Annotated in this window: 33 protein-coding genes; 1 reads left to right on the top strand and 32 read right to left on the bottom strand. The window is 60.2% G+C overall.

Annotation, left to right across the window (positions count from 1 at the left end):
• Window positions 1-190: 190 nt before the first annotated feature.
• From HUI96_RS09465 to HUI96_RS09320, 31 genes are all read right to left on the bottom strand, one after another.
• Entirely contained in the window at window positions 191-433 is a 243-nt protein-coding gene (locus HUI96_RS09465; RefSeq protein WP_188254394.1) for a hypothetical protein, read from the bottom strand.
• 30 nt (window positions 434-463) lie between these two features.
• Entirely contained in the window at window positions 464-640 is a 177-nt protein-coding gene (locus tag HUI96_RS09460) for a hypothetical protein (RefSeq protein ID WP_188254393.1), read from the bottom strand.
• Between the two features lie 130 nt (window positions 641-770).
• Window positions 771-935, bottom strand: coding sequence for a hypothetical protein (locus HUI96_RS09455; RefSeq protein ID WP_188254392.1), 165 nt, complete (start codon window positions 933-935; stop codon window positions 771-773).
• 12 nt (window positions 936-947) lie between these two features.
• Window positions 948-1,109 (bottom strand): hypothetical protein, encoded by a 162-nt coding sequence (locus HUI96_RS09450; protein WP_188254391.1) that lies wholly within the window; start codon window positions 1,107-1,109, stop codon window positions 948-950.
• 220 nt (window positions 1,110-1,329) lie between these two features.
• Window positions 1,330-1,584 (bottom strand): hypothetical protein, encoded by a 255-nt coding sequence (locus HUI96_RS09445; protein ID WP_188254390.1) that lies wholly within the window; start codon window positions 1,582-1,584, stop codon window positions 1,330-1,332.
• A 227-nt stretch (window positions 1,585-1,811) separates the two neighbouring features.
• The gene (locus HUI96_RS09440) at window positions 1,812-2,096 is read right to left on the bottom strand and encodes a hypothetical protein (RefSeq protein WP_188254389.1); all 285 of its coding nucleotides are present in this window, start codon (window positions 2,094-2,096) and stop codon (window positions 1,812-1,814) included.
• A gap of 252 nt (window positions 2,097-2,348) precedes the next feature.
• The gene (locus tag HUI96_RS09435; RefSeq protein ID WP_188254388.1) at window positions 2,349-2,987 is read right to left on the bottom strand and encodes a hypothetical protein; all 639 of its coding nucleotides are present in this window, start codon (window positions 2,985-2,987) and stop codon (window positions 2,349-2,351) included.
• 245 nt (window positions 2,988-3,232) lie between these two features.
• On the bottom strand, window positions 3,233-3,817 hold the full coding sequence (locus HUI96_RS09430) for a hypothetical protein (RefSeq protein WP_188254387.1): 585 nt from the start codon (window positions 3,815-3,817) through the stop codon (window positions 3,233-3,235).
• 305 nt (window positions 3,818-4,122) lie between these two features.
• Window positions 4,123-4,632, bottom strand: coding sequence for a hypothetical protein (locus tag HUI96_RS09425; protein WP_188254386.1), 510 nt, complete (start codon window positions 4,630-4,632; stop codon window positions 4,123-4,125).
• A 227-nt stretch (window positions 4,633-4,859) separates the two neighbouring features.
• Window positions 4,860-5,945 (bottom strand): DUF932 domain-containing protein, encoded by a 1,086-nt coding sequence (locus HUI96_RS09420; protein WP_188254385.1) that lies wholly within the window; start codon window positions 5,943-5,945, stop codon window positions 4,860-4,862.
• A gap of 243 nt (window positions 5,946-6,188) precedes the next feature.
• Window positions 6,189-6,821 (bottom strand): hypothetical protein, encoded by a 633-nt coding sequence (locus tag HUI96_RS09415; RefSeq protein WP_188254384.1) that lies wholly within the window; start codon window positions 6,819-6,821, stop codon window positions 6,189-6,191.
• Between the two features lie 251 nt (window positions 6,822-7,072).
• Window positions 7,073-7,471, bottom strand: coding sequence for a hypothetical protein (locus HUI96_RS09410; RefSeq protein WP_188254383.1), 399 nt, complete (start codon window positions 7,469-7,471; stop codon window positions 7,073-7,075).
• Between the two features lie 185 nt (window positions 7,472-7,656).
• Window positions 7,657-8,133: a hypothetical protein gene (locus HUI96_RS09405; protein WP_188254382.1), complete on the bottom strand. Its 477-nt coding sequence runs from the start codon at window positions 8,131-8,133 to the stop codon at window positions 7,657-7,659.
• Between the two features lie 240 nt (window positions 8,134-8,373).
• On the bottom strand, window positions 8,374-8,751 hold the full coding sequence (locus HUI96_RS09400) for a hypothetical protein (protein ID WP_188254381.1): 378 nt from the start codon (window positions 8,749-8,751) through the stop codon (window positions 8,374-8,376).
• Between the two features lie 148 nt (window positions 8,752-8,899).
• Window positions 8,900-9,448 (bottom strand): hypothetical protein, encoded by a 549-nt coding sequence (locus tag HUI96_RS09395; protein WP_188254380.1) that lies wholly within the window; start codon window positions 9,446-9,448, stop codon window positions 8,900-8,902.
• Window positions 9,449-9,594: 146 nt separating this feature from the next.
• A complete protein-coding gene (locus tag HUI96_RS09390; protein ID WP_188254379.1) occupies window positions 9,595-9,918 on the bottom strand; it encodes a hypothetical protein in 324 nt (107 codons plus the stop codon).
• A 143-nt stretch (window positions 9,919-10,061) separates the two neighbouring features.
• On the bottom strand, window positions 10,062-10,304 hold the full coding sequence (locus HUI96_RS09385; protein WP_188254378.1) for a hypothetical protein: 243 nt from the start codon (window positions 10,302-10,304) through the stop codon (window positions 10,062-10,064).
• A 144-nt stretch (window positions 10,305-10,448) separates the two neighbouring features.
• Complete coding sequence (locus HUI96_RS09380; RefSeq protein WP_188254377.1) at window positions 10,449-10,643, bottom strand: hypothetical protein; 195 nt, start codon at window positions 10,641-10,643, stop codon at window positions 10,449-10,451.
• Window positions 10,640-10,855, bottom strand: coding sequence for a hypothetical protein (locus HUI96_RS09375; RefSeq protein WP_188254376.1), 216 nt, complete (start codon window positions 10,853-10,855; stop codon window positions 10,640-10,642). Before HUI96_RS09375 ends, HUI96_RS09380 begins: the two co-directional genes overlap by 4 nt.
• Before the next feature lie 3 nt (window positions 10,856-10,858).
• Window positions 10,859-11,110, bottom strand: coding sequence for a hypothetical protein (locus tag HUI96_RS09370; RefSeq protein ID WP_188254375.1), 252 nt, complete (start codon window positions 11,108-11,110; stop codon window positions 10,859-10,861).
• Window positions 11,111-11,258: 148 nt separating this feature from the next.
• Window positions 11,259-11,492 carry a hypothetical protein gene (locus HUI96_RS09365; protein ID WP_188254374.1) on the bottom strand — a complete coding sequence of 78 codons (234 nt, stop codon included), beginning with the start codon at window positions 11,490-11,492 and terminating at the stop codon, window positions 11,259-11,261.
• 311 nt (window positions 11,493-11,803) lie between these two features.
• Window positions 11,804-11,935, bottom strand: a complete 132-nt coding sequence (locus HUI96_RS29840) for a hypothetical protein (RefSeq protein ID WP_273033166.1) — start codon at window positions 11,933-11,935, stop codon at window positions 11,804-11,806.
• Window positions 11,932-12,168: a hypothetical protein gene (locus tag HUI96_RS09360; RefSeq protein ID WP_188254373.1), complete on the bottom strand. Its 237-nt coding sequence runs from the start codon at window positions 12,166-12,168 to the stop codon at window positions 11,932-11,934. The genes HUI96_RS29840 and HUI96_RS09360 overlap by 4 nt, the downstream gene beginning before the upstream one ends.
• Window positions 12,168-12,428, bottom strand: coding sequence for a hypothetical protein (locus HUI96_RS09355; protein WP_188254372.1), 261 nt, complete (start codon window positions 12,426-12,428; stop codon window positions 12,168-12,170). The genes HUI96_RS09360 and HUI96_RS09355 overlap by 1 nt, the downstream gene beginning before the upstream one ends.
• A gap of 294 nt (window positions 12,429-12,722) precedes the next feature.
• Entirely contained in the window at window positions 12,723-13,049 is a 327-nt protein-coding gene (locus tag HUI96_RS09350; protein WP_188254371.1) for a hypothetical protein, read from the bottom strand.
• A gap of 137 nt (window positions 13,050-13,186) precedes the next feature.
• The gene (locus HUI96_RS09345; RefSeq protein WP_188254370.1) at window positions 13,187-13,408 is read right to left on the bottom strand and encodes a hypothetical protein; all 222 of its coding nucleotides are present in this window, start codon (window positions 13,406-13,408) and stop codon (window positions 13,187-13,189) included.
• A gap of 548 nt (window positions 13,409-13,956) precedes the next feature.
• On the bottom strand, window positions 13,957-16,770 hold the full coding sequence (gene terL, locus HUI96_RS09340) for a phage terminase large subunit (protein WP_188254369.1): 2,814 nt from the start codon (window positions 16,768-16,770) through the stop codon (window positions 13,957-13,959).
• Complete coding sequence (locus tag HUI96_RS09335; RefSeq protein WP_188254368.1) at window positions 16,770-17,261, bottom strand: hypothetical protein; 492 nt, start codon at window positions 17,259-17,261, stop codon at window positions 16,770-16,772. The genes terL and HUI96_RS09335 overlap by 1 nt, the downstream gene beginning before the upstream one ends.
• On the bottom strand, window positions 17,245-17,640 hold the full coding sequence (locus tag HUI96_RS09330; protein ID WP_188254367.1) for a hypothetical protein: 396 nt from the start codon (window positions 17,638-17,640) through the stop codon (window positions 17,245-17,247). The genes HUI96_RS09335 and HUI96_RS09330 overlap by 17 nt, the downstream gene beginning before the upstream one ends.
• Entirely contained in the window at window positions 17,637-18,203 is a 567-nt protein-coding gene (locus HUI96_RS09325; protein WP_188254366.1) for a hypothetical protein, read from the bottom strand. Before HUI96_RS09325 ends, HUI96_RS09330 begins: the two co-directional genes overlap by 4 nt.
• Complete coding sequence (locus tag HUI96_RS09320) at window positions 18,200-18,724, bottom strand: hypothetical protein (protein ID WP_188254365.1); 525 nt, start codon at window positions 18,722-18,724, stop codon at window positions 18,200-18,202. The genes HUI96_RS09325 and HUI96_RS09320 overlap by 4 nt, the downstream gene beginning before the upstream one ends.
• A gap of 775 nt (window positions 18,725-19,499) precedes the next feature.
• Here HUI96_RS09320 and HUI96_RS09315 point away from each other — a divergent pair.
• On the top strand, window positions 19,500-20,954 hold the full coding sequence (locus HUI96_RS09315; protein WP_188254364.1) for a hypothetical protein: 1,455 nt from the start codon (window positions 19,500-19,502) through the stop codon (window positions 20,952-20,954).
• On the opposite strand, the gene HUI96_RS09310 is transcribed toward HUI96_RS09315, so the two are convergent.
• A complete protein-coding gene (locus HUI96_RS09310) occupies window positions 20,955-21,368 on the bottom strand; it encodes a hypothetical protein (RefSeq protein ID WP_188254363.1) in 414 nt (137 codons plus the stop codon).
• Between the last annotated feature and the right edge of the window lie 3 nt (window positions 21,369-21,371).

Below are 21,371 nucleotides of genomic sequence, written 5' to 3'. Positions count from 1 at the left end.
CGCGCGTGCGATTCAGCCCGAGGACGCGGGCGGCTTGGCGGAGCATTTCAGGACGATGATAGCGGCGCATTTGGTGACTCCTCAGTTGCGTTGACAATGTGAATATTGCATGCCGCACGAATTGCCGCAAGTCCTTTTGTAAACCACTCCTCGCCATGGTTAACGCCGAGTTAACAAAAGAAAAGGCCGCTTACGCGGCCTCCTCGGCGAACTTGGAAAGCAGCGCATTTGACCAGTCTTTACCGTCGAAAACGTCGACGATCGACTCAAAGCGGCAAAGCGCGACAGTGACGATTCGCGTGCCGCGTTGCGGCCTCCGCTTTAGACAAATCTCCTCCGCCAGTTCGCGCGCGAGTCGCTCGATTGTGCCGAGATGGAATCCGTGCCGATAGGTGCCAGCATCGGTTTCGATCGAAAGGGTGAAAGGCTGCATTTCAAACCTCCTCGGTTGAAATGTCGCGGCCTAAGCCGCGACATACTCCACAACTTCGACCAGTTCGATCGTCGGCATGTAGGCGAAGAAATCGACATCGGCCGCGTCGACCTTGACTTCGATTCCGTTGTCCAACTGGACGTGAAACGCCTCGCCGACTCGGAAAAGAATTTCGCCTTCGAAGAGATTGAAAATCTTGCAGCGCATTTTGCTTACTCCGTTGCGTTGACAAGGACAGAATATTGCATTCGGCACGAATTGCAAGGACGATTGTAAACCCATTCTGGACATGGTTAACGCCGGGTTAACGGCCTCGATCGGCAAAAGAAAAGGCCGCTTACGCGGCCTTGTCCTCGGCATAGATCGGTTTTGCCGAGTATCGATATGCGCCATACGCGTTATCGCGGCGATCAACGGAGCGATTCGCCCCTGCCCGAGTCGTCGCCTCGCCGACCTTCTTTCCAGTGTGGCGATCGATGATATCGAAGCGGATCGGCTTCATTTCTCGGCCTCCTTAAAGGCCGAAAATGTTTTTGATCGCGTCGACGATGACGCGGGCGAAGCTCGGCTTTACCGTGACGTATTCGCCCTTGAAAGTCCGGCGAGTCACGTTGTGATCGCGGGCGATCGCCTTGAATCCGCTATCCAGTCCGAAGTGCAGAACATTCTTTTTCATGACCAAATCTCCGTTGCGTTGACATGACGGAGATTAGTGCATCCTGCATGAATTGCAAGCGCCTTTGTCGACCTATTCTGGACATGGTTAACGGCGCGTTAACGCGGCCGGCGCGCGGCCTCGACCTGCGCCGGTCGCGTTAACTTTTCGTTTACCTTACCTGAGTATGGTTAACGGTCGGTAAAAAATTTCGGTAAAATTTTAGGCAAGGTCGAGGGGCTTACGCCCCTGCCTCCTTGCGCTCGTCGATCCACGTCTCCAGCCCGGCGACCGCGCCGAGGTAATCCCGTGCCCGGAACTTCTGGCCCGTGATCTTCTCGGCCATGGTCATCATGGCCTTCGGCGTGTATGCCCGATTGGCCTTGATGCCTGTCTTGGCGTAGAGCTTCAGGGCGGTCTTGATCGTGATCGCCTGAAAGACGCTGACGCCCTCGCCGGTTGCGATGATCGCGCCTTTGGTCTGGGTGATGGACATTTCGTAACTCCGTTGCGTTGACCAGTGCAGAATATTGCATCCTGCATTAAATGCAAGGCCCATTCGGAAACATGGTTAACGCCGGCCGGTGCATTTGTTTACCTTACCGGGTCAAGGTTAACGGCCTCGGCCGCACAAGGAAAGGGCCGCTTGCGCGGCCCGCCCTCGATCAGGTTCTGCATGCGCTCCCGCCATCCAGCGAGATCAGCGATAGGAAAGGGCTCGGCCTAAGCCGCGCCGGCCTCCTGCTTGACGATTCGGTGCACCACATAGTCGAGAACGTCTCCACCTTGAGCCGTGCCGCCATACAGTTCATAGCTCCAAGTGAAGCGCGCCTCCTGCGACTCCCCGGCCTCATCGCGGGCAACGTCGACGACGTAGAAGTCGCCGAGACCTTTCAGCCACATCTCCATTGCCTTGATCTCGTGGTCCTCCATGCCGGACTCATCACCATTGATCAGGGCTGAAGCCCAGTAGGCCGGCGCAGTGACGGTATCGACTTCGATGGACATGTGAAAACTCCGTTGCGTTGACCAGATCAGAATATTGCATTCTGCAATAATAGCAAGGCCCTATCTTTGATTCCGAAGGGTCCCCGGCATCTTTGGTTAACGCGGGCAGGCGTAGCCGTTAACCTTACCTCGGTATGGTTAACGCCGGCCGGCAAACGAAAACGCCGGGACCTCGGCGGGAGGTCCCCGCGTCTCGCAGGCGCGCGGCTCCGGGGGGAGGGATGAAGCGCCCGCGATCTCATCACATGCTGATCACAGGCTCATCCATGCACGCTTGGACTCATCCAATGATCGCCGCCGTGTGGCCTCCAGCTTGTCGCGCTCCCACTGGCGATAGGTGTAGACGTTCAGGATGTCGCACCAGAGACTATTGCACATCATCTCGCGCGCGGCCTCCTCGGCAGCTTTCCAGATTGCCCGGTGATAGCGATCGAGCGCCGACTGTTCCTTGTCGGTGCGGTGTGACAGGGTGTTGCGCACGGTCGGCTTGCGCATCGGATCGGGGAGGTCCTTCATCGTGTCGATTGTGAAGGTCTCGCAAATGAAGCGCGGATCGTACTCATCGCGATAGGTGCCATAGCCGTGACATTCGCCACCGTTTTCGAACTCCAGACCCTCAGGATCACCATCGCGATCCCACGCGGCGTTCGGCTCGCCGACAAACTGGTTTTGCAGCCAGACATAATAAGCGGACGGGGTGAGGCTGCAAATGTGGGTGGCCTCGCGATAGCGCACCAGCTTGATCTCGAAGCTCGCCTCGATCCAGCTATAAGGATCGGACGGGTCAGCGGTGCCGGCGTCGATCGCCGCGCAATTGGCGGTCTCCGAGAAGACACCGAAACAGTCCGGAATCATCTTTTCGGCGATGATCAAAAACTTTTCCTTGGCCATGTCATGAACTCCATTGCGTTGACAGGGTCGAGGATAGGGCCGGAGTGCGACAAGTCAAGCGAAACTGTACAAAAGCGGAGATAAAGTTAACCAGCGATTCGAAAGGCCCGGAGTTTGATTCCGAAGGGTCCCGGCCCGTTAGGACGGCGTTAACCTTACCCGGATATGGTTAACAGGTCTCAGGTGCACGCGTGAAAAGGCCGGGGAGAGCTTGGCTCATCCCCGGCCGTTGCCGCGCTTAGATGTCAACGCGGCGCGGCGGTCAGTAAGGCCAGCAGTGCCTCAGAGGTCTCAGGCCCGTCGAGTGACACCCGCTGAAGACTCAGCGTACCATCGCGGGTCATTGAGCCGTTGAGATAACGGCCGGCGCGGTTGTAATAAACATCTGCGCCCGTTCCATCACTGCTGATCTTCACTTGCAGTCCGGGGAAACGCCTTTGCCAATCGGCCGCACGTTCGGCGACGCTGCTTTTCAGCGTCTCACGGGCGGCGACGCGGGCGCGCGCCTCCTCCAGCTTGGGTTCGATGCCGTCGAGAATGCGCCGCTTAACGTCCTTGGCCACGGCCGCTATGTCACGATCGCCGGTCACGGTTATCGAGTCGACCTTGATTTGCTCATAGTGGTTCAAGCCTTGCTGGCATGGAAAATAGGGGCAGATCGTCACCTTGTTCCATGTCGAGCCGTAGCCGGTGCGCAGGCTCATCTCCACCGCTCCAGTCATGACGCTAAGCCGCGTCATCGAATGGTCTGAATTGGACTGATCTTTGCCGCCGAGGACGGCGGCGAGTGCGGCGGTGAAGCCGTGCAGGTCAAATTCCTTGCGGGTCATTGTGTGAAACTCCGTTGCGTTGACCTCCTGATTTGTACAGATTCGCTGGACAGATGCAAGCCGTTGCGCGCAGCAAGGTTAACGCGCGGCCGGCGCGGCGTTTACCTTAATGGTGTAGGGTTAACGGCCGGCGCGGCGCAAAAGAAAGGCCGGGGAGGTTCCCCGGCCCGGCCTCACAAGGGCCATAGAATGTAAAGGAATAGACCCGATAGGATCAGCGAAAACACGGCTTGCATAAAACACCTTGCGGCGCGCTCTGCATGATCCCGGCCCGGCGTCGCGCCGGTCACCGGGACGGAATCACGTCAAGACTGGTAGACCTTGCCGTCATCGCCATAGGTGGCCCAGCATTCGCCCTTGGCCTTGGCCGCATCGCTGAGGCGATCGAATGCCGCCTTCACGTCGGGCTGGTCGTCTGAGGACTTGTAGCGGTCCCAGAAGCCAGCGCCATGGCCGTTGCGGGTCAGCCAGAAGTCATGGCCGGCGTGTTCCCGGCAATATGTCTCACCGCGTCGGCCATGGGCGTAGCCGTCGACGGTATCGAGGTCCGCTTCGTAGATCGCTTGGAACTCCTGACAGGCCTTGATGATCCGCGCCAGCGAGTCGGCGTCGAGATCGGCGAAACCGACATCGCCGGGGAGGCTCGATTGCGTTTCCGGGTCCCAGAGCCGAATGAAGTCGTCGACCTGTCCGGCGTCCGCCGTGGTGTTAGGCTCGCATTCGGTGAAGAATAGGGCTTGGATGTAGCCCTGTGTGAAGCTATCGAGTTTGCGGAACTCAGGGAGTTCCTTTCCTTCCATGATGAACTCAGGCATGTCTCATCTCCGTTGCGTTGACCTCCTGATTTGTACAGGAAATCTTGACGGATGCAAGCGGAAAATATGGACGGTCGGAGGTCGTCGACGGCTCCGATTTCCGTTAACCTTAATCGTGTAGGGTTAATTTCGGCCGGCCGACGATTAAAGTTTGAATCAAAACGGCCCGGTCGAAACCGGGCCGTTCGGGGAGGGGAGGGCCGGGCTTTTCGCCCGGCCCGGTCGGATCAGAAGGCCATTTCCATGACCTTCGAGGAAGCCCGCTCCAGCGCCACCCGATCGTTAGCGTTCGGCATGTCGCGGGCGATCTGCGTCAGGCCTCCGGCCAGCGCCCAAGCGGTGTTAGGCGCGCCGTACCAATCAATGTACTGCTCTGCGCGATCGTAGCCTGCTTCGATCATCTTCTTGCCGAGTCCGGGCACTCGCAAGCCCATAACGGTATCGATGACGGCGTCGAGGTCCTTGCCCAGCGTATAGCGGCGCATGCGCTGGATTTTCAGTTCATCGTCTGCCGCCGATGCATTGGCATAGGCGACCAGTTCGGCCTCCAGTTGACGGAAGGCGGAGTCGTCGGCCGCGCCCACGTGACGGATGCGCACCTCCTTGACTTCGGAAGCGCCCCACACGCGGTGGTTGCCACATACAAACTCATACAGGAAGCTGGTGAACTTGAAAGAGGCCGCGCCGACTTCGGAGTTTTCTACGAAAAATCCACGGCTTAGGCCTCCAGCAGGACCAGTCTCGAAGATACGGCGATCATTGTCAACCATAAAGGCGAACATGTCGCGGTCGCCGAGATACAACCCACGGCTGCCGTCAAACGCAGCCGGCGCGGGCTGCCATGGCCCTTCGGCCTCCAGTTCGCCAAGTCGGCGGGTGATGTCACTATTCCAGATTCGGGTATAGCGGTTCGAGGTCAGCGCGCGCAGCGTGCGCATGCCGGCCGGCTCGGTCGGATCATCCATCTTGTAGAACAGGTTGACCTTGCCGCCCGCCTTGCGCAGGCCGTTGTTCAGGCAGTCGGCCGCAAGCGGCGCGGGCAGGTCCTGAAGATAGCCGGCCGGCGCATCGGCGATCTTGGCAAGCTGGCCAAAGCTCCAGTGAGTGAGCTTAGTTTCGGTCATCGACCCGTTGAGGACGACTGCGCCGTCCTCGGTCGCCTTCGCCTCCAGCCGGGTGGCGGGCAGGTTCGAGGTCTGCCGCGCAGCGTTCTTGTAGTTGAGGGCTGCGGCGTGCAGGTCCGCGACCGACGAAAAGCGTTCATCGGGTGCGCGGCGCGCCCAATTGTTGTGGGCGTTGATCAGAGTGGTCATTGTGCGATCTCCATTTCGCGTTGCATTGACAACTCTGACCGTACAGATTTTCTGGACGGATGCAAGCTAATTTTTCAAAAATCGAACTCCGATGTCGACGGTAAGGTTAACGCGGAGGTCGAGGTCGGAGGCCTCGTCGACGGCCGTTAACCTTGATCAGGTAAGGTTAACACCGGCCGGACAAGCAAAAAGGCCGGACAGTTTGTCCGGCCTTTTAATCAATGTGTGGGATTTGTCGACCTCCTAGACTCGCCTGTCCAGCGGCACGTGGTTGCGGATGTAAGCTTTGGTTCTGGATTGCCGGGCCAGTCTCCGTTCCTCCTGCTCCTCCTTCAATCTCCGTTGCCGGGCTTTCTCGCCGGCCTCGGCCGCGTCCTTCGCGGCCTCGCATACCCAATCGTAACCGATGTGTCCCCAGCAGGAGTCGCTTTCCTCGCCCTCGGGATCGTGCAGCACATAGCCATAGCATTCGCCATTGGCCCAGCGGCCATACTCCTCGGCGACGGACTTGGCATATTCCAGCCGCTTGGCGTTGCGTTCGCCCTTGCCGCGTCCCCATTCGCTCTTTTTGAGCGCGACGATGCCAACCTGCCCGCTATCCCATGGGCAGGAGAATGGATTGCGTTCGCCGGCCCGATAGGCGACGCCGCTATGATCGTACAGATAGAGATTGGTCACGAACCAATCGCGGGCGTTTTCCTTGACCCAGCGCGCGACCTCATCCGGGTCCGATCCGCAGTTTCCCTTGGCCGGATCGATGTAACGGCCGTGCAGGACGACGATCCGCACCGCGTCATCGTCCTGATAGGGACGTTCGCAGTCCTCATCCTGATGAATTTCGGCGGACCAGCCGTTGGGAAGTTTTATGCGTTCCATCGCGGAAACTCCGTTGCGTTGACCTCCTTGAGTTGTAAAGTAATTCTGGACAATTGCAAGCGGAAACTTGACCGGCCGGCAGGTAAGGTTAACGCCGACAGGTGCGGCCGGCGCTCGGCGCGTTAACCTTACGCGGGTAGGGTTAACGCCGGCCGGGGAGGGAAGGACCGGGCTTGCGCCCGGTCATAGTTGGAAGACGATGAAGGCAAACAGCAGCGCCAGTGCCAGCCCGAAGAGTCGGACCAGCAGGATCACGCCGCCTCCTCCTCCGGCTCGGCATAGGCCGAGGGGATTCGCTCATTTGTGTGCGCGTCGTACAGGTCCGGGTCTTCCCAGTTGATTCCCGTGGCGACCGGTCGCCAGTCGTTGCGCAGGTTCTCGTCCCACATTGCGGCGACCAGTTCGCGGAAATTCTTGCGCGCGGTGTCATGGGTGATCGGCGATCCATCCTGCAATACGATGTACAGGGGATAGCCACCCGGCCATGCATGCGAACCGACGCGCAGGGTCGCCTTCAGTTCGGCGACATCGTGGATGGTTACGGCGGTCTTTCTGTAGACCGGGCGAAGGGCGCGCTCCGCCCAGTTTGGTTCGCGGGTGTCGTAGAGCGCGCCGTCATCGGCGATGAACAGGTGAGAAGGTAGCGGCATGGGAGCCTCCGTTTGCGTTGACTATTCCACAATAGCGGAGATTGTGCCAGATGCAAGCAAATCTGGACAGAAAGGTTAACGCGGCCGGCGATCGGCGTTAACCTTACTCGGGTAGGGTTAACGGCCGGCGCGGCGCGAAAAAGAGGCCGGGCGATCGGCCCGGCCTCCTTTGGCCCGCGTGTGTGTCAACGCGGCGCGGGCGGTCCGTCATAGCCCCATGGTGCGCGCTTGTAGCTCGGCAGGACCGAGATGCCGACCTCCTGCGCCCAGTCGCACCATTGCTTGGCCGCGCTGGTCTCCCAGCCGTCATGTTCGCAGGACTGATAAGCGTAACAGCTAATCAACTTGGCAAGGAATCCGACATCCTGACCGGCCGCGTGACTGTCGCGGGCGTAGACATAGGAGTCGATCTCCTCTTGATGGTACATGTCGCCATCGCTTGACCCCTTATCGCCGGGATAGCGGGCGTCGAGGCTCTTGGCGTTCTCCTGAAGCAGGAGCTTGCCAAGCTCGGTCAGATCGGCAGTGGCCAAAGCGTGGCGCGCGGCCGTCTTGCCATTAGCAAGACGGAACTCGGAGAAGGAGTCGGACTCCCGGAACAGTGCGACCGCACAAGAAATCATTGCGGTGACGTGGGCGTTAGAAACCATCCATGCAGACATTTTGAAAACCTCCGTTTGCGTTGACAGGATCAGAATAGTGCATCCTGCATGAATTGCAAGCGGCGATCGGTAGTAAGGTTAACGCGTCGAGGTCGCGGCCGGTGCGGTAGTATTAACCTTGACCGGGTAGGGTTAACGCCGGCCGGGCAAGCCAAAGGCCGCTCGTCAGAGCGGCCAGAGGATGTAAAGTAGTAGAAGTGCAAGGATCAGTTGGAAGACTGCGACCATGGGGCGGACCGCTCACGCGGCCCGTTCCTTGGTCATGGTGCGGATGTTCTTCCACGCGTCGCGCCACGCGACCAGATCGCGTTCGGCGAACTCGATCGCGCGATCGAGCGCGGCCAGCGCCTCGCGAAAACCGATCGCGGCGCAGGCCGTGACCGCCTTGGAATATCGTTCGTCGTTGAACTCGTGCGCGGTCAGGCGATGACCCGTCTCCAGCACACGTTCGACCGCCATGGAGACCAGATGGAGGTGATTCTTGACATCGGCCAGCTTGACGCGGGCGACGCCGGCCTGATCGATCGCGATCTTGAGGCTGGCCTTGGTCGAGACGTTGACGCCTTTCTCGGCCAGCAGCGCCTCGGCGCGGGCGATGCGGTTTTCCATGTGGGTCATGTCAGAACTCCTTGTTGCGTTGACAGGAGCACCATACCACGACCTCCGCATTTGTAAAGCGTATCTGGACAGCAAGGTTAACGCCGGAGTCGGCCGCGTTAACCTTGACCGGGTAGGGTTAACGCCGGCCGGGCAAGGAAAAGGCCGCTTACGCGGCCTTCTCCTTCCTGTGTCTGACAAGCGCCTCCTCGGCGCTCGATCGGATTGCCCGGACTGCGCCGCCGATCGGCGTCCACCGCCACTTGTGGCGATTGTAGAAGCCGCGCACTGTGCCGCCCTCGGAAGTCTCGGCCAGTTGCATGCCCGGAAATACCTTGTCGAAGGCCAGCAGGATCGCGGTGAGATAGTCGAGCCCCTGCTTGTCGCGCAGTTTCTCGGCCGCTTTCTCGATCGCGGTGAGCGTCTTGACCATGGCTCGGGCGCGCTTGGCGTCGACCGTATTGGCGTTGCGGTATTCGACGCGAATGGCGTACCAGTCCTCTTGTCCGGTGACGCTTGCCTGTGCCGAGATGATCAGATCGCGCAGCGAATGTCCGATCAGCTTGGGATTGTCGGTCTCATAGGAAGAGACGACATCTGCGCCGTTGATCGGGTGATCCTCGGCGTCGCGCTTTTGCACGACATCGATCACCATGGTGATCCAGCTTTCGCCCATTGGGCGATTGAAAATGGGCATGAGGAAAGCGAGATGATCCATGTCAGGACTCCTGCGTTGCGTTGACAGGAGCACCATAGCAGATCGCCGGCATCTGTAAAGCGAATCTGGACAGCAAGGTTAACGCCGGGGCCGGCCGCGTTTACCTTGACCGGTTAGGGTTAATGGCGGGCGAAGAAAAAGGCCGCTTACGCGGCCTCCTCCTCTTCCTCGACAAACGTCACCATGTCCGGGATTTGAACCACGTTGTCGAACAGGTCGCGGAACTTCTCCGCCTCGGCTGCCTGCCGCTCGAACTGCTCGACCAGCCGCTTGGCTGCCTCGCCGGTCGGGAAGATTGGGAACTCGCCTTCCTTCGGCTTGTAGTCGATACACTTGCGGAACTCGGCCGCGTTCTCCCGAAAGCGCTCGGCCGCGACCATGCAGATGTTGGCGAGGGTGGACTTGTCGGCGTCGCCGAACTGGACCTTGCGTTGGTCCTGCTCCAGCTTCTTGTCCTTGAACATGTACATCAGCGATCTCCTTTGTTGCGTTGACAGTCTCACAATAGCGGAGATTGCGCCAGATGCAAGTGATTCTGGACAGCAAGGTTAACGCCGGAGCGGCCGTTAACCTTACCTTGGAATGGTTAACGCGCGTGAAGGGTTGGCCGGGATCACTCCCCGGCCTTGGCGTATCGGACCTTACCGTCCATGTCGACCCAGAGTCCCGTTTCATGGACCATGCCTTGCTTGACATAGCGGCGCGCCATCTCGGCGGTGACGATGTTGTATTCGATGCCGGACCGGTTCTCGGCCTCGGCGGTACGCAGTTCCTTCGCCGTCATCTCCGTCAGCGTGTCGCTGGACAGGAAGCGCTTGTCGGCCAGTTCGACAGTGTGGGTGCGGATCACGTACATGAGTCTCTCCGTTGCGTTGACCAGAACACCATAGCAGAGCCGGGGAGACTGTAAAGCAAATCTGGACAGCAAGGTTAACGGCCGCGCCGCCGCGTTAACCTTATCTCGGTTAGGTTAACGCCGGCCGGGCAAGGAAAAGGCCGCTCACGCGGCCTGCTCCATCTGACGGGTGCCGAGATAGCCGGCAAAGCGGCCGTAACGCTCCGGCCGCTTCTCGATCAAGGCGCGAAGCTCGGCGTCGGTGATCGGGTTGGGTCCGAAGAGTGCATCGAGCATCGCTTCATTGAGATCGGCGATGCGGCGATGCGCTTCCCAAAAATGTTGCAGTTGGGTCTTCATGCCCGGACCTCCTCAAATATCACTTGGCCGTTGAGTGCCGAGCGGTGACCAGCGGCGCGGATGGCGACGCTGGCAAAGCTGATCGACGACTTGACGAACTCGCCGCAGAAGCGGAGCACCCAGCGGCGATCGGCGTGGCCGCAAAACTCCTTGGCGATCGAGTAGCGCTTGTCGGCGCTCCCGTCGACGTGGGTAAGGGGATAGTGCGTCATAGTTCAGACCTCAACCACGGTGATGGCGGCGATCTTGGCAACGTCGATGATCGGCGTCGGCGTGCCGCCAACGCAGTCGAGAATTAGAACGCCGTTGTCGGCGTACTCTTCCGGGCATCCGGTGTAGACCTTGCCGCCGATCGTCTCGACGGAGAAATGGAAACCGCTGATCGGGTTGGCGTCGATGATCTCATCGCCGATGCGGAATGCTTCGCGCACCACGACAGGTGCATGGATGATAGGGCCTTTAGTCATTACGTCCTCCGTTGCGTTGACCAGAGCATCATAGGTGTGGTCTCCGCTCTTGTAAAGCTAATCTGGACAGCAAGGTTAACGCCGCAGCCGGCCGCGTTTACCTTACTCGGGTAGGGTTAACGCCGGCCGGGCAAGGAAAAGACCGGGCTCAATGCCCGGTCGCCTCCAGTTCGTTGGCGTAGGCCAGCACCCAGAACTCGGCCGCGACGCGGCTGGCGAAGTGTGCCGGGCGCGGGAAGCCGATCGGGTCGTTGTCCGGGGTGACCTTCCATGCGCTGGCCTCTCCGTCCCAGTCGAGGGTGGCGACCAGTGCGCCGGTCCGATCCTTGATCTGGGTCGAGCCGTCCGGCTGGCCGAAGGTGTCGAGGGAATGCACTGCCATGTCGAAAACTCCGTTGCGTTGACAGGATCAGAATAGTGCATCCCGCATGATTTGCAAGCGGAGATTTCGGCCATGGTTAACGCCGGCAGGTGGCGCGGCCGGGCGTCCTGAGCCTGTCGACGGGTTAACCTTGACCGGGTAGGGTTAAGGCCCGGCCGGTCCGAACTTTGCCGCAGATTTCGGACATCTCCGCTTTTCCACCTTTTCGGAGTTGGACCAGATCAGCCTTGCAGATCAATCTCTTACCGCAATGCAAAAGAGGCCGGGCACGCGGCCCGACCTCCTGATTTATCGTGTTGTGCGGTGCAGCATCAGCCGATGGTGCGGAACCTCGTGTGTCCCTTGTCCCATGTGTAGGCGTCCTCAGAGCCTGAGGGATAGGGATTGCGCCACCATTTGACGCCACGTCTCGCGGCCTCGTAGCCTTCCACGAATAGGGTCATAGGTTGCGCTCGATAACGGTGTTGCGATAGTCACGGGTCCGCTTGGCGTAGGGCTTGCCATAGTGCCCGGTCCTGCCGACCGTCACAACGGTTTCGCCGAACTTCTCGGCGATATAGGCGCGCAGTTCGTGACCGTCCCACTCCTCCGGCATGTCTGGGACACGATCCAGAATTGACTTCTGGACAGCGCTGATCAGTTCGCGGATGAAACGGCGCTTCTCTCGCTTGGTCATCAGTTGCCTCCCACAAGGTGACGGTCGCCGCGCTCCCACGCGCGACCCTCCGGGCTCTCGGGATCGAAGGGGTTTTCCTCCTCTTCGTCTTCGGCCTCCAGTTCCCAGCGGCCGACTCGGTTGCCGTTGCTATCGCGGATCGTGCCGCCCTTTTCCGCCGCCGCGACGCGCTCGGCGACCTCGCGGAAAATCCGGTCGATCTCGCCGGCCTGATCGTCGACGAAAGCGGCGTTGTCGGTCCTGAACTCCATTTTGAACATGTCGGTCTCTCCGTTGCGTTGACCAGAGGACCTTAGGCCATACCTCCGCTTTTGTAAAGCGATTCTGGACAGCAAGGTTAATGCCTCGGAGCAGCCGGCGCGCTCGCCGTTAACCTTACTCGGGTATGGTTAACGCCGGCCGGCACGAAAAAGGCCGGGCGCTTGGCCCGGCCTCGACGTTTCAGAGCTTGATGCGACCGGAGTCCACGTCCATCGTGAACTGGACGATCCAGAGCAGCAGCGGCACTTTGAGGATCAGCAGGAAGGTAAGCGCCGTGGTGATTTCGTAGGTCATCACCGGGGCATCCGGTCCGCCAGCGTGCGCGGGTATCCGCTTGTCTCGCGGTGAGCGTCGTGCAGCATCTTGACCTCGCGGAAAAGCACCGTCCACGGCTCATGCGCGTCGAAAACATATGGATCGTCGCTCTTGAACGCCTTAGCCGGCCACTCCCAGCGCTCAATCCTGAACGCCTGAGGCTGGGTGGTCTTCCACTCCGATTCGTAAAGGGCGAACGCGGCGCGCAGCAGCGGCTTGGCCTTGTGGTCGGTGTAATCCCAGCCGACGCCGGGAAACAGTTGGTGGAACAGCTTGGCCGCTGCCTTGTCGGATCGCTTGCTCATGGGGTCCTCCGGTTGCGTTGACCAGAGCACCTTAGGCGACGCCTCCGGATTTGTAAAGCGAATCTGGACAGCAAGGTTAACGCCGGGCGCGGCCGGCACGCGTTAACCTTACCCCGGAATGGTTAACGGCCGGCGTCTTATTCCTCGTCCTCCTCCTCGTCCGGCTCCTCGGGCTGGAGGGAATTGCCGTCCTTGTCCCACCAGCCGTTACGGACTCCGCGCTCGAACTCGGCTTCAGACTTGGCCTTGCGCGCCGCGATCTTCTCCGGGGTGTTTTCGGCGTCCCACGCCTTGCGATTGGTGTCGGCGATCTCGGTCTCGATCGCGTCCCAGTCGAGGAAGGGAGGTTCCTTGCTCATTTTTCTTTCCTGTTGCGTTGACTGATACAGAATAATGCATTGCGCACGAAATGCAAGTGGCGATCGCCAGCAAGGTTAACGCCGGGGCTGGCGTTGTTAACCTTACTCGGGTAGGGTTAACGAGGCGGGCTGGGTGGAGGCGGTCGGCGTTAACCTTACTCCCGCATGGTTAACGCCGGCCGTTAACCTTACCTGAGAATGGTTAACAAGGCGCGTTAACCTTACCTGAGCATGGTTAACGGCGGGCTTGTTTCAAATTTTACTCAAGTTTTCCGAAAATCTGAGCGATCCGGGCGCGCGCTCGCGCAGGCGCGTGTTCCAATTCTCCCCCATCCAAAAATTCGACCATGCTCATGCCAGACCTCATGCAAAACCATGCTCATCCAAAATCTGGAGGCCATGATCATCCAAATTTTCCCCAACTCCTAATTCGTACATTCTAGGAGTTGGTAGGAGTCCGGCGTAAAGCCTTGAAATCATTAGGGAAACTGGGTTGAGTGCAGAGCCGGGCGCGGGCGTTAACCTTGTGCAGGTAAGGTTAACGCCGCTCAGCCCTTGATCTTCTTCATGCCGCGATCCCAGCCGCCGTCGATCCGGTGCCAGTGCAAATACTGGCTGGTCGCGTCGACTTGGTCGTCGTAACGCCCAGACGGGAACTTCAGAAGCTCGTCGACATAGTCGGCCAGCCATGTCCCTTTCTCCGGCAGCAGCACGGTGCCGGTCTGCCACATCACCATGGTGCCGTCAAAGCGCATCGACTTCTCGATGTTCTTCGGGTTGAAACCGATGATCGGCGTCTGCGAGTGGCCGGTGCGCGCCTGAATGTATTGCAGACCCGCGCCCTTGGTCTCGATCAGCACGAGATCGGCTCCCCATGCCAGCGCCGTCGTCTCGATCGCCTCGACGAGGTCGGGGAACAGATACTTGCCGACCGAGGCATGCGCCAGATAGTGGTTGCGGTCCGATCCATAAATCCAGACCTGAAGCGCCGAGCGGTCGGCCCTTGCCGAATCCGTTTCGGCGGTGTCGACGGAAACCACGGTTCGAATTGCAAAAACCGAATTTTGATTTCCAGAATCGGCCGGCCCCGGTTTCGATTCCGAGGGTCCCTCGGCCCCGATTTTGAATTTCAAAGGGTCCACCCGTACGAGGCGCGGATCGGCCACGGGAGCCCGGTTCACGGCCTGCACAGTACCAGCCGGGCGAATACTACGCTGCGGCAGTTGTTTATAGTATTTAATCCAGTTACGCTGGAGGATGTTGCCCTTTTCCAACACTGGCGCACACTGGTACAGGGCGGACCAGTTTTCTTCCGTACTGGTGCCTTTTATGTCCAGAAGAAATTCTTTTTTGAATACTTCCGGCCACAAAACGTCACCAATTTTGCGATTTAATACATCGTTTTCTTCTACCGCAAACGCGGGTAGATTAATAAACTCCCATGGTTCTATTTCGCCTTTCTTGATCATCTCCTCCAGACGGCCGACCACGTCGTCGGTGTGCCAGCGCGTCACGATGATCAGTTCGCCCGCGCCCGGCAGGCGACGGGTCCTGAAGTCGTTCGCCCACCAGTTCCAGACCTTCTCGCGGATGGTCGGGCTCATCGCGTCCTCATGGGTCGCGTATGGGTCGTCGACGTTGTTGAAGTGCGAGCGGTAACCCGAGATGCCCTGTCCGACGCCCTTGACGTTGTAGGCGCAGCCATTGGTCAGGATGATCTCGTCCTGCGAGGCGGTGCTGACCCCGACGCCCGGAAACACCTTCTGATAGGCTGCCGTGGCGAGGATGTTGTCGCGGGTCTTCTTGCCAAACTCCTTCTCGGCAAAACGCTGGGTGTGGCCGGCCTGAAGCCAGCGCTTGTTCTCGCGCTTGCCCATCCACCACGACGGAAACAGGCGCGAGCAATAGGTGGAGTTGTGCACCACCACGCCATCAGCGAGGAAGGAATGGTCCTCGTCGACGGTCAGGCACTTGGTCTCCCGCACGTCCCAGTCATAGTCGATCGCGATGATGCGGTCGGTGGCATAGCGTCCGTCGAAGAAGGCGCGCGGCACGATCGGGTCGGCCCACAGGCGCTGGTTGACGCCACGCACGCGCATCGAGCGCTGGAGATAATACTGATCCTCGGCGTCCCAGACCGTCAGGCTCCAGAACTCGGTCGGCTCGTAGTTGTAGTTGTTGACCAGATGCTTATCGAGTGCCGAGCGCGCGCCGAGGCGGGCGAGCAGCCGCTGCATGTCACCAACCAATCCGGCGTTGCGCAGCCGGATCACCATCTTGCGGGCGTTCAGGCTCTGCTTGTGGGAGGTCGGCACCAGACTGGCGTCCATCGAGAAGATCGCGCCGACAAAGGCGGCGATCTCGATCAGCCCACCCTTGAACACCCAGTCGGGGACCCGCATGGTATGGCGGTGCAGGCCGTTCAGGCGCTGGCCACGCAGCCAGTGGATGAACTTCTCATCGAACCGGGCGGTCTCGATCTCCTTGCCGTAGCTACCCTTCTTGGCGATCCGCGCGCGGAATCCTAGTCGCTTGGCCGTGTCGATGAGATCGGCCATGATCTCGGGATCGTCGGTGCGGAAGGTGCGGTCGACGGTGAAGACGCGGCTGTAATGCCGGCCGCGCACCATGCCAGCCGCCATCATGTAGCCGGCCAGAATGAAATCGTAGAGGGACCGGCCGGAGCCGTTGGGAATCGAGAACTCGCGCTGCTGCGCCAGTACGTCACCCTGCTTCAGATATTGCGCCTGCACCCAGCCGGCCGGCGTCAGGAACGGATGCTCGGGATGTGGAAAAAGCTCACGGCCGCAGAGGGTGCGCATACGCATGACCGGGCGCTTGCCCTGATCGTGGACCTCCAGAACCTCGCGGGCGCTGCCGGTGTGGGTGATGACGAAGTCGCCAACCTGGACCTCGCCGAGCGGCTTCATCGAGCCGTCCGCCAACATCACAGGCGTGGACACGCACATGTCCTTGGCGTGGCCGGGTGGCATCGAGACGCCCTTCTTGAGGCCGGAATTGGCCTCCATCTCCATCAGCGTCTCGCCGAGGAAGCGGTGCAGCTTCGAGGCGCACGGCTCCTCCGGATTGATCACTTCGACATAGGCGGTGAAGTCGTTCGGCGCGGCCTCGATCAGCCGGCGCTCGTGCTCCTTGCGGGCACGATCCAGCATGTATTGGACGGCCTTGTGCTGCTGATGCAGGTCGGTGGCTCCGGTGAGCGCGGCGAGCGCGCCCTGAAGCTCGGGACTGTGATCGGCCTGACCTTCGGCGATCTTCTCGACCAGAGTGGCGAACTCTTCGGCCTGTTTGAGAAACGCGTAGACCCGGTCCCGATCCGCGTAAGGGTAGGGACGGGCCATCAGCTACCCTCGGTCGGTGCGTCCGGCAGCACTTCCATGAGCCGGCCGATGGCGTCATTGGCCTTGTCGAAATCAAAGCCGGGCGCTTCGCCGTCCTTGTTGGGGTCGTCGTCGTTGGCGTTCTTGCCGCCACGGTTCTTGAGCGAGTAGCCGATGATCTCGGCCAGCATCTCGACCGCCTTGTTGGCCGGTGCGATCTGCTGCGCCTTCTGGGCGATCTCGACATTCTTCATCAGCGTGGTGATCAACCATGCACGGTTGAGTTCGTGCGGGTTGATGTCGGGATCATTCTCGGACTCACGCCGGGCGGCGCTCTGCTTCTCGTAGATCAGTTCCTGCACGCGCGACTGAAGCTCAGGCCGGTTCTTCAACTGCGACGCCGAGGAGGCCGAGCGCGGGTAGCCGGCCTGCTCATAGGCATCGAGAACGGTGAGGCCGTCCGCCAGACCGGTGGCGAAGACCTCCCATTTCGGGTTACTCAGGACGGGCATCGGCCGATCCCTTCTTCTTGTTCGAGACCTTGACAGTCTTCTCCTTGATGCGCGGGATCACAGCCGGAGCCGGCCCCGGCGCGGGCGGCGGGAGCTTGATGCCGATCTTCTTCAGCGTGACGGTGACGATCTCCTCGATCATCTCGGTAAGCTCAGCCTTGGCCTCGGCCTCCTCCTTCGCCTGCTGGATACGCTCGTACATTCCGGGCGGCAGGAAGCCGGCGAAGCCCTGCTTGTGAGAGAGCGCGATGATGATCGGGACGCCGTCCTTGTCGACGCGGCCGGTGTCGACCAACTCGACCTCGTCGTCGTCATCCTCGGTGATGAACATCGACGGGACGTGGGTACGCATCTCGTCGTCCCAGTTCATTTTCTTCATGCTGCTTTCTTTCTCTTGGGAGGGGCGGGTGGGTTGATGAGGCGGATCGGCTTGGGCATGCGGCCGAGCTTGAGCGCGCCCCAGAAGGCGAGCAGCGCGGCCTCGCCGCGATCGTGGTCGCCCTTGCGGGTGAGGGTCGGCGCGAGGCACGGCATCAGTTGCGCGGCGCGTTCGCGGCTGAGGTTCTTGTCGGAGGAGACGGCGAGGTCGGACTTCCACTCCTGCGGCGTCACCTGCCGGAGGTCACAGCCGAGCATGGAGGAGGCCATTTCGACCTGTCCGGTGTAGCGGCCGAGCGAGAACAGGCCCTTGGCGTCCTGACCGGGCCGCGACCACAGATGCTCGGTGACGATCATCCACGGCCGGCGCGCCGTGATGATCTCGGCGAGGCGGACATGGTCGACGTGATGACGCGGCTTACCGTTGACGATGACCTTTATCTTCGGAACGTCGACGATCTCGATCGTCCAGTCGGTCACATCGAGAAAGGCGAGTGCGCCGTCGACGCCCGGATCGATGCCGCAGACAGGTCCCGGCCGGATGGTTTTGTCCGACCACTTCATGCCGCCACCAGATTTTCGCCGAGTACGGTCCAGCGCTGGTCATTGGCATCGGCGACGGTGCCAGAGGCGATCACCCTGTCGACCTCGACGACGCGGCCGGAGCGTGTGCCGGAAAAGGTCTCGCCGCGATATTGGACTTCCTCGGAGGGTTTGGCGTGGAAGCGGGTGCCAGTCTCCATCACCCATGCGATCGTCGCCAGCCGCAGGTTCTTGCGCTGGGTCATGTCCACGGCGTCGTCGATGATCTTGACCAGTTCGGAATCGACCGGCCAATCGAGATAGGATTTGAGATCGGAGGCGACGCGAAAGCCGTCGAGATTGCCCTGACCCTGTCGCAGTGACACTTCGAGCAGGTGCAGGAACTGCGTGTGCTCGGAGGGGAGCGAGCCGACGAACTCCTTATAGGCGTCCGGGCCGATGCGCGCTTCGCTTTTGGAAATCCAATGGAGAACGTCGGGATGTGCGGTCGTCGCGAAGACTTGCGCAAAGGTCGGCCGTGGCCGCTTGAGGGTCAGAGTCATGTGCACCGCACGCATTTTGGAGAATGTGCGGAGTCTCGACTTCTGGAGGCTAAATGTCAAGAAATTCTGGACAGTGGCTCACTATAATACCTTGACAAAGCGATCGGGCTGTGAAGCGCGTCTGCACTCAACCCGGTGTTTGTAAGTCTGAGTTTTGGATGGTGCCGGTCTGCACTCATCCTGCTGGGAGAAGGGATTTGGAGAGGATGGGATTGGGCGTGGATGGTGCCGGTCTGCACTCAACCTTTTAGAATTGGATCAAGTGGATCGTGCTGCGCTGGATCGAGTGCGGCCGGCGCGGCGGCTGTCCGGTGAGAAGGGGCGTGCCCGTCCGTTGATCTCGGGTTGAGTGCAGACGCTCTGAACTCAACCTGATCGACTGATGGATTTCTGGTTTTCTCAGCTTCTAGTTTTCTGGTCCTCTAAATTTCTCTTACCCCTTAACCTACCTAAAAGCCTTGAGAAGCAGTAGCATTTTAGATTAGCCAATAACTCTAATCCCTAACTACCGCCCTGTCTGACCGACCGGCTACCGCCTCGTCGAGGGGAGAGGAGGAGCCGACGCGTCCAGAACGGATGTCCGAACGTGTAAAGATACGATTGACAGGATTAAGCATAGGCGCTAACCATAAATGCTACGCCTTCTCTTGGCTTAAAGGGAGAGGAAGGGGTTGGGACCGGTGCACCCAGATCGTCCACTATTGAGACCGCGCGACTGCGCTTGCGCACACAGGGAAACCCGGCCCAAACAGGTTGAGTGCAGAGTGAGTGCAGAATGAAGCTGAAGATGGGAAGCGGGCGTTCGAAGGAGCGACGGTCGCAGAACCGAAACATTCGTAGCAATGCCCGCAAGCGCCGCGTCTCGCCGAGGTTTCAGAATCTGTTCGAGGTCGAGGAGGACGGCAAGGAGTTCGTCTTCACCGCCATGGAGATATGGATGCGCGCGGTCTGCGACGCCTATCTCCGGGCGACACCCTTCCCGGCCGCGACCCGGCGCGAGTATTATGGCTACACCGATCACAAGGGCATCTACCACCCGCCGATCGAGACGCCATACCTGATCGACGGCAAGCCTGTGCTCGACAGTGACGGCAACCCGTTCACAATCACCCGCGACAGTCAGGAGCGCGACTTCCGGCCGGGCGCGGTGTGGATGACCCGCAAGCTCTTCTCCTCCTGCTTCACCGACGTGTTCCATCTCGACGCCGATCCCGAGGGATATCGCAAGAAGCTGGAGCGGTCCGACGAGATGATCGAGACGTTGGGTGTCGGTCCCATGGGTCGTTACGCCATGGACGTGGACCCGAGCCGGACCTTCTATCACCCGAGCGAGCCATTCTTCCGACGCGTTGCCAAGAAGTATCTGTTCACTCCACATACGATCGAGTCGGCCCGTCACATGATTGCGCCGATCGAGGCGGAGATGTTCGCCAAGCATCGGACCCTTCCGAACGGCCGCATGCCGAAATCGACCGGCCAGTTCATGATCCAGCCGGAGATTCTGGACAGGATCAACCGGTCGGATGTCTATGACGTGTTCCGCGAGCGCCGCGCCGCCTTCAACATCGAGAAGCTTTCGGCCAAGCGCAATGAGCGGATGTGGACGTGGAAGGACATCCTCCTCAAGCTGGAGCATTTCCCCGTCTTCGATCGAGAGACCGTGGTCAGGATGACGGCCGATCCCGAGGTCTTCGGTGAGCCCTCCAACCCACACACGATCGATACCCATCTCGAACGCTGGCGGCGAACCAAGAGCAAGGGTGCGGACGACACCGATCGAGAAGCGCGAATTGAGCGCGTGCGTTACGGACTCTACCGGCCGCGCCGGCAGGCTTTCCACGACTACGATGTCAAGGAGAACTATCTGGTCGACTGGTTCTACGAGTTCATGCGCCGGCAGGCGTTCCGCCAGCAGGTCAGCCCGGATGCCTTTTTCACCTTCAACGGGATGATGGAGGACATCAGGGACTTCCATCCGGATTGGCAGAAATTCCACGGCACGATCCCGGACGCGCATTACGCGCGCATGCGTCTGAACAGGGAGACGAAAGGCTATGGCGACGGCAAGGGCACGTGGATCGAGAAGGTCACGACCTACGATCGCCGGCTGACGCAGGAAGCGCTCGACCTATTCTGCCCTGAGGATGTCGAGGACGTGATGTGGGAGCGCAGCCGGCAGAAGCGCCAGCGTGAGATGGATGAGGCAAACCGGAAATATCAGGTCCGGTGATCAGCGAGCGGGCTTGCGGATCGCTTCGAACAGTTGGTGATTGGCGTCCATCTCAGTGCGCAGGACCTCGGCCACGACCTTGCGGTGACCTTCCTCGGCGTCGCCCCATGTCGGGTAGCGCCGGCAGATGCCAAGAGTCTCGATCCAGTCGATGACCCGGTCTGGTAAACCGTCGCGCTCGGGCTCATCCTGTCGGTCTTCCCCCTTCCAGCGCTCGAACACCATCGTCTCGAAGAGCAGCGGCCGGCCGTGGCGGCTGAAATTGTGATCGATGCCGAGGAAGACCGTCGAGACCGTGTGAAGCTGGGTGTCGGCGAGCGCGACGTGCCGATCGGCCGTCTCGAACCACCGCGCCCACTCCATCAACTCGGCCGGGACCGGTTCGCGATCGCGCAGGATGTAGTGAGCGATCATGGC

Source organism: Pseudaminobacter soli (ex Zhang et al. 2022), from assembly GCF_014595955.1.
Taxonomy (GTDB): domain Bacteria; phylum Pseudomonadota; class Alphaproteobacteria; order Rhizobiales; family Rhizobiaceae; genus Kumtagia; species Kumtagia pseudosoli.
Note: the sequence above shows the minus strand (reverse complement) of the source record. Positions and strands in the feature narration are given on the sequence as shown.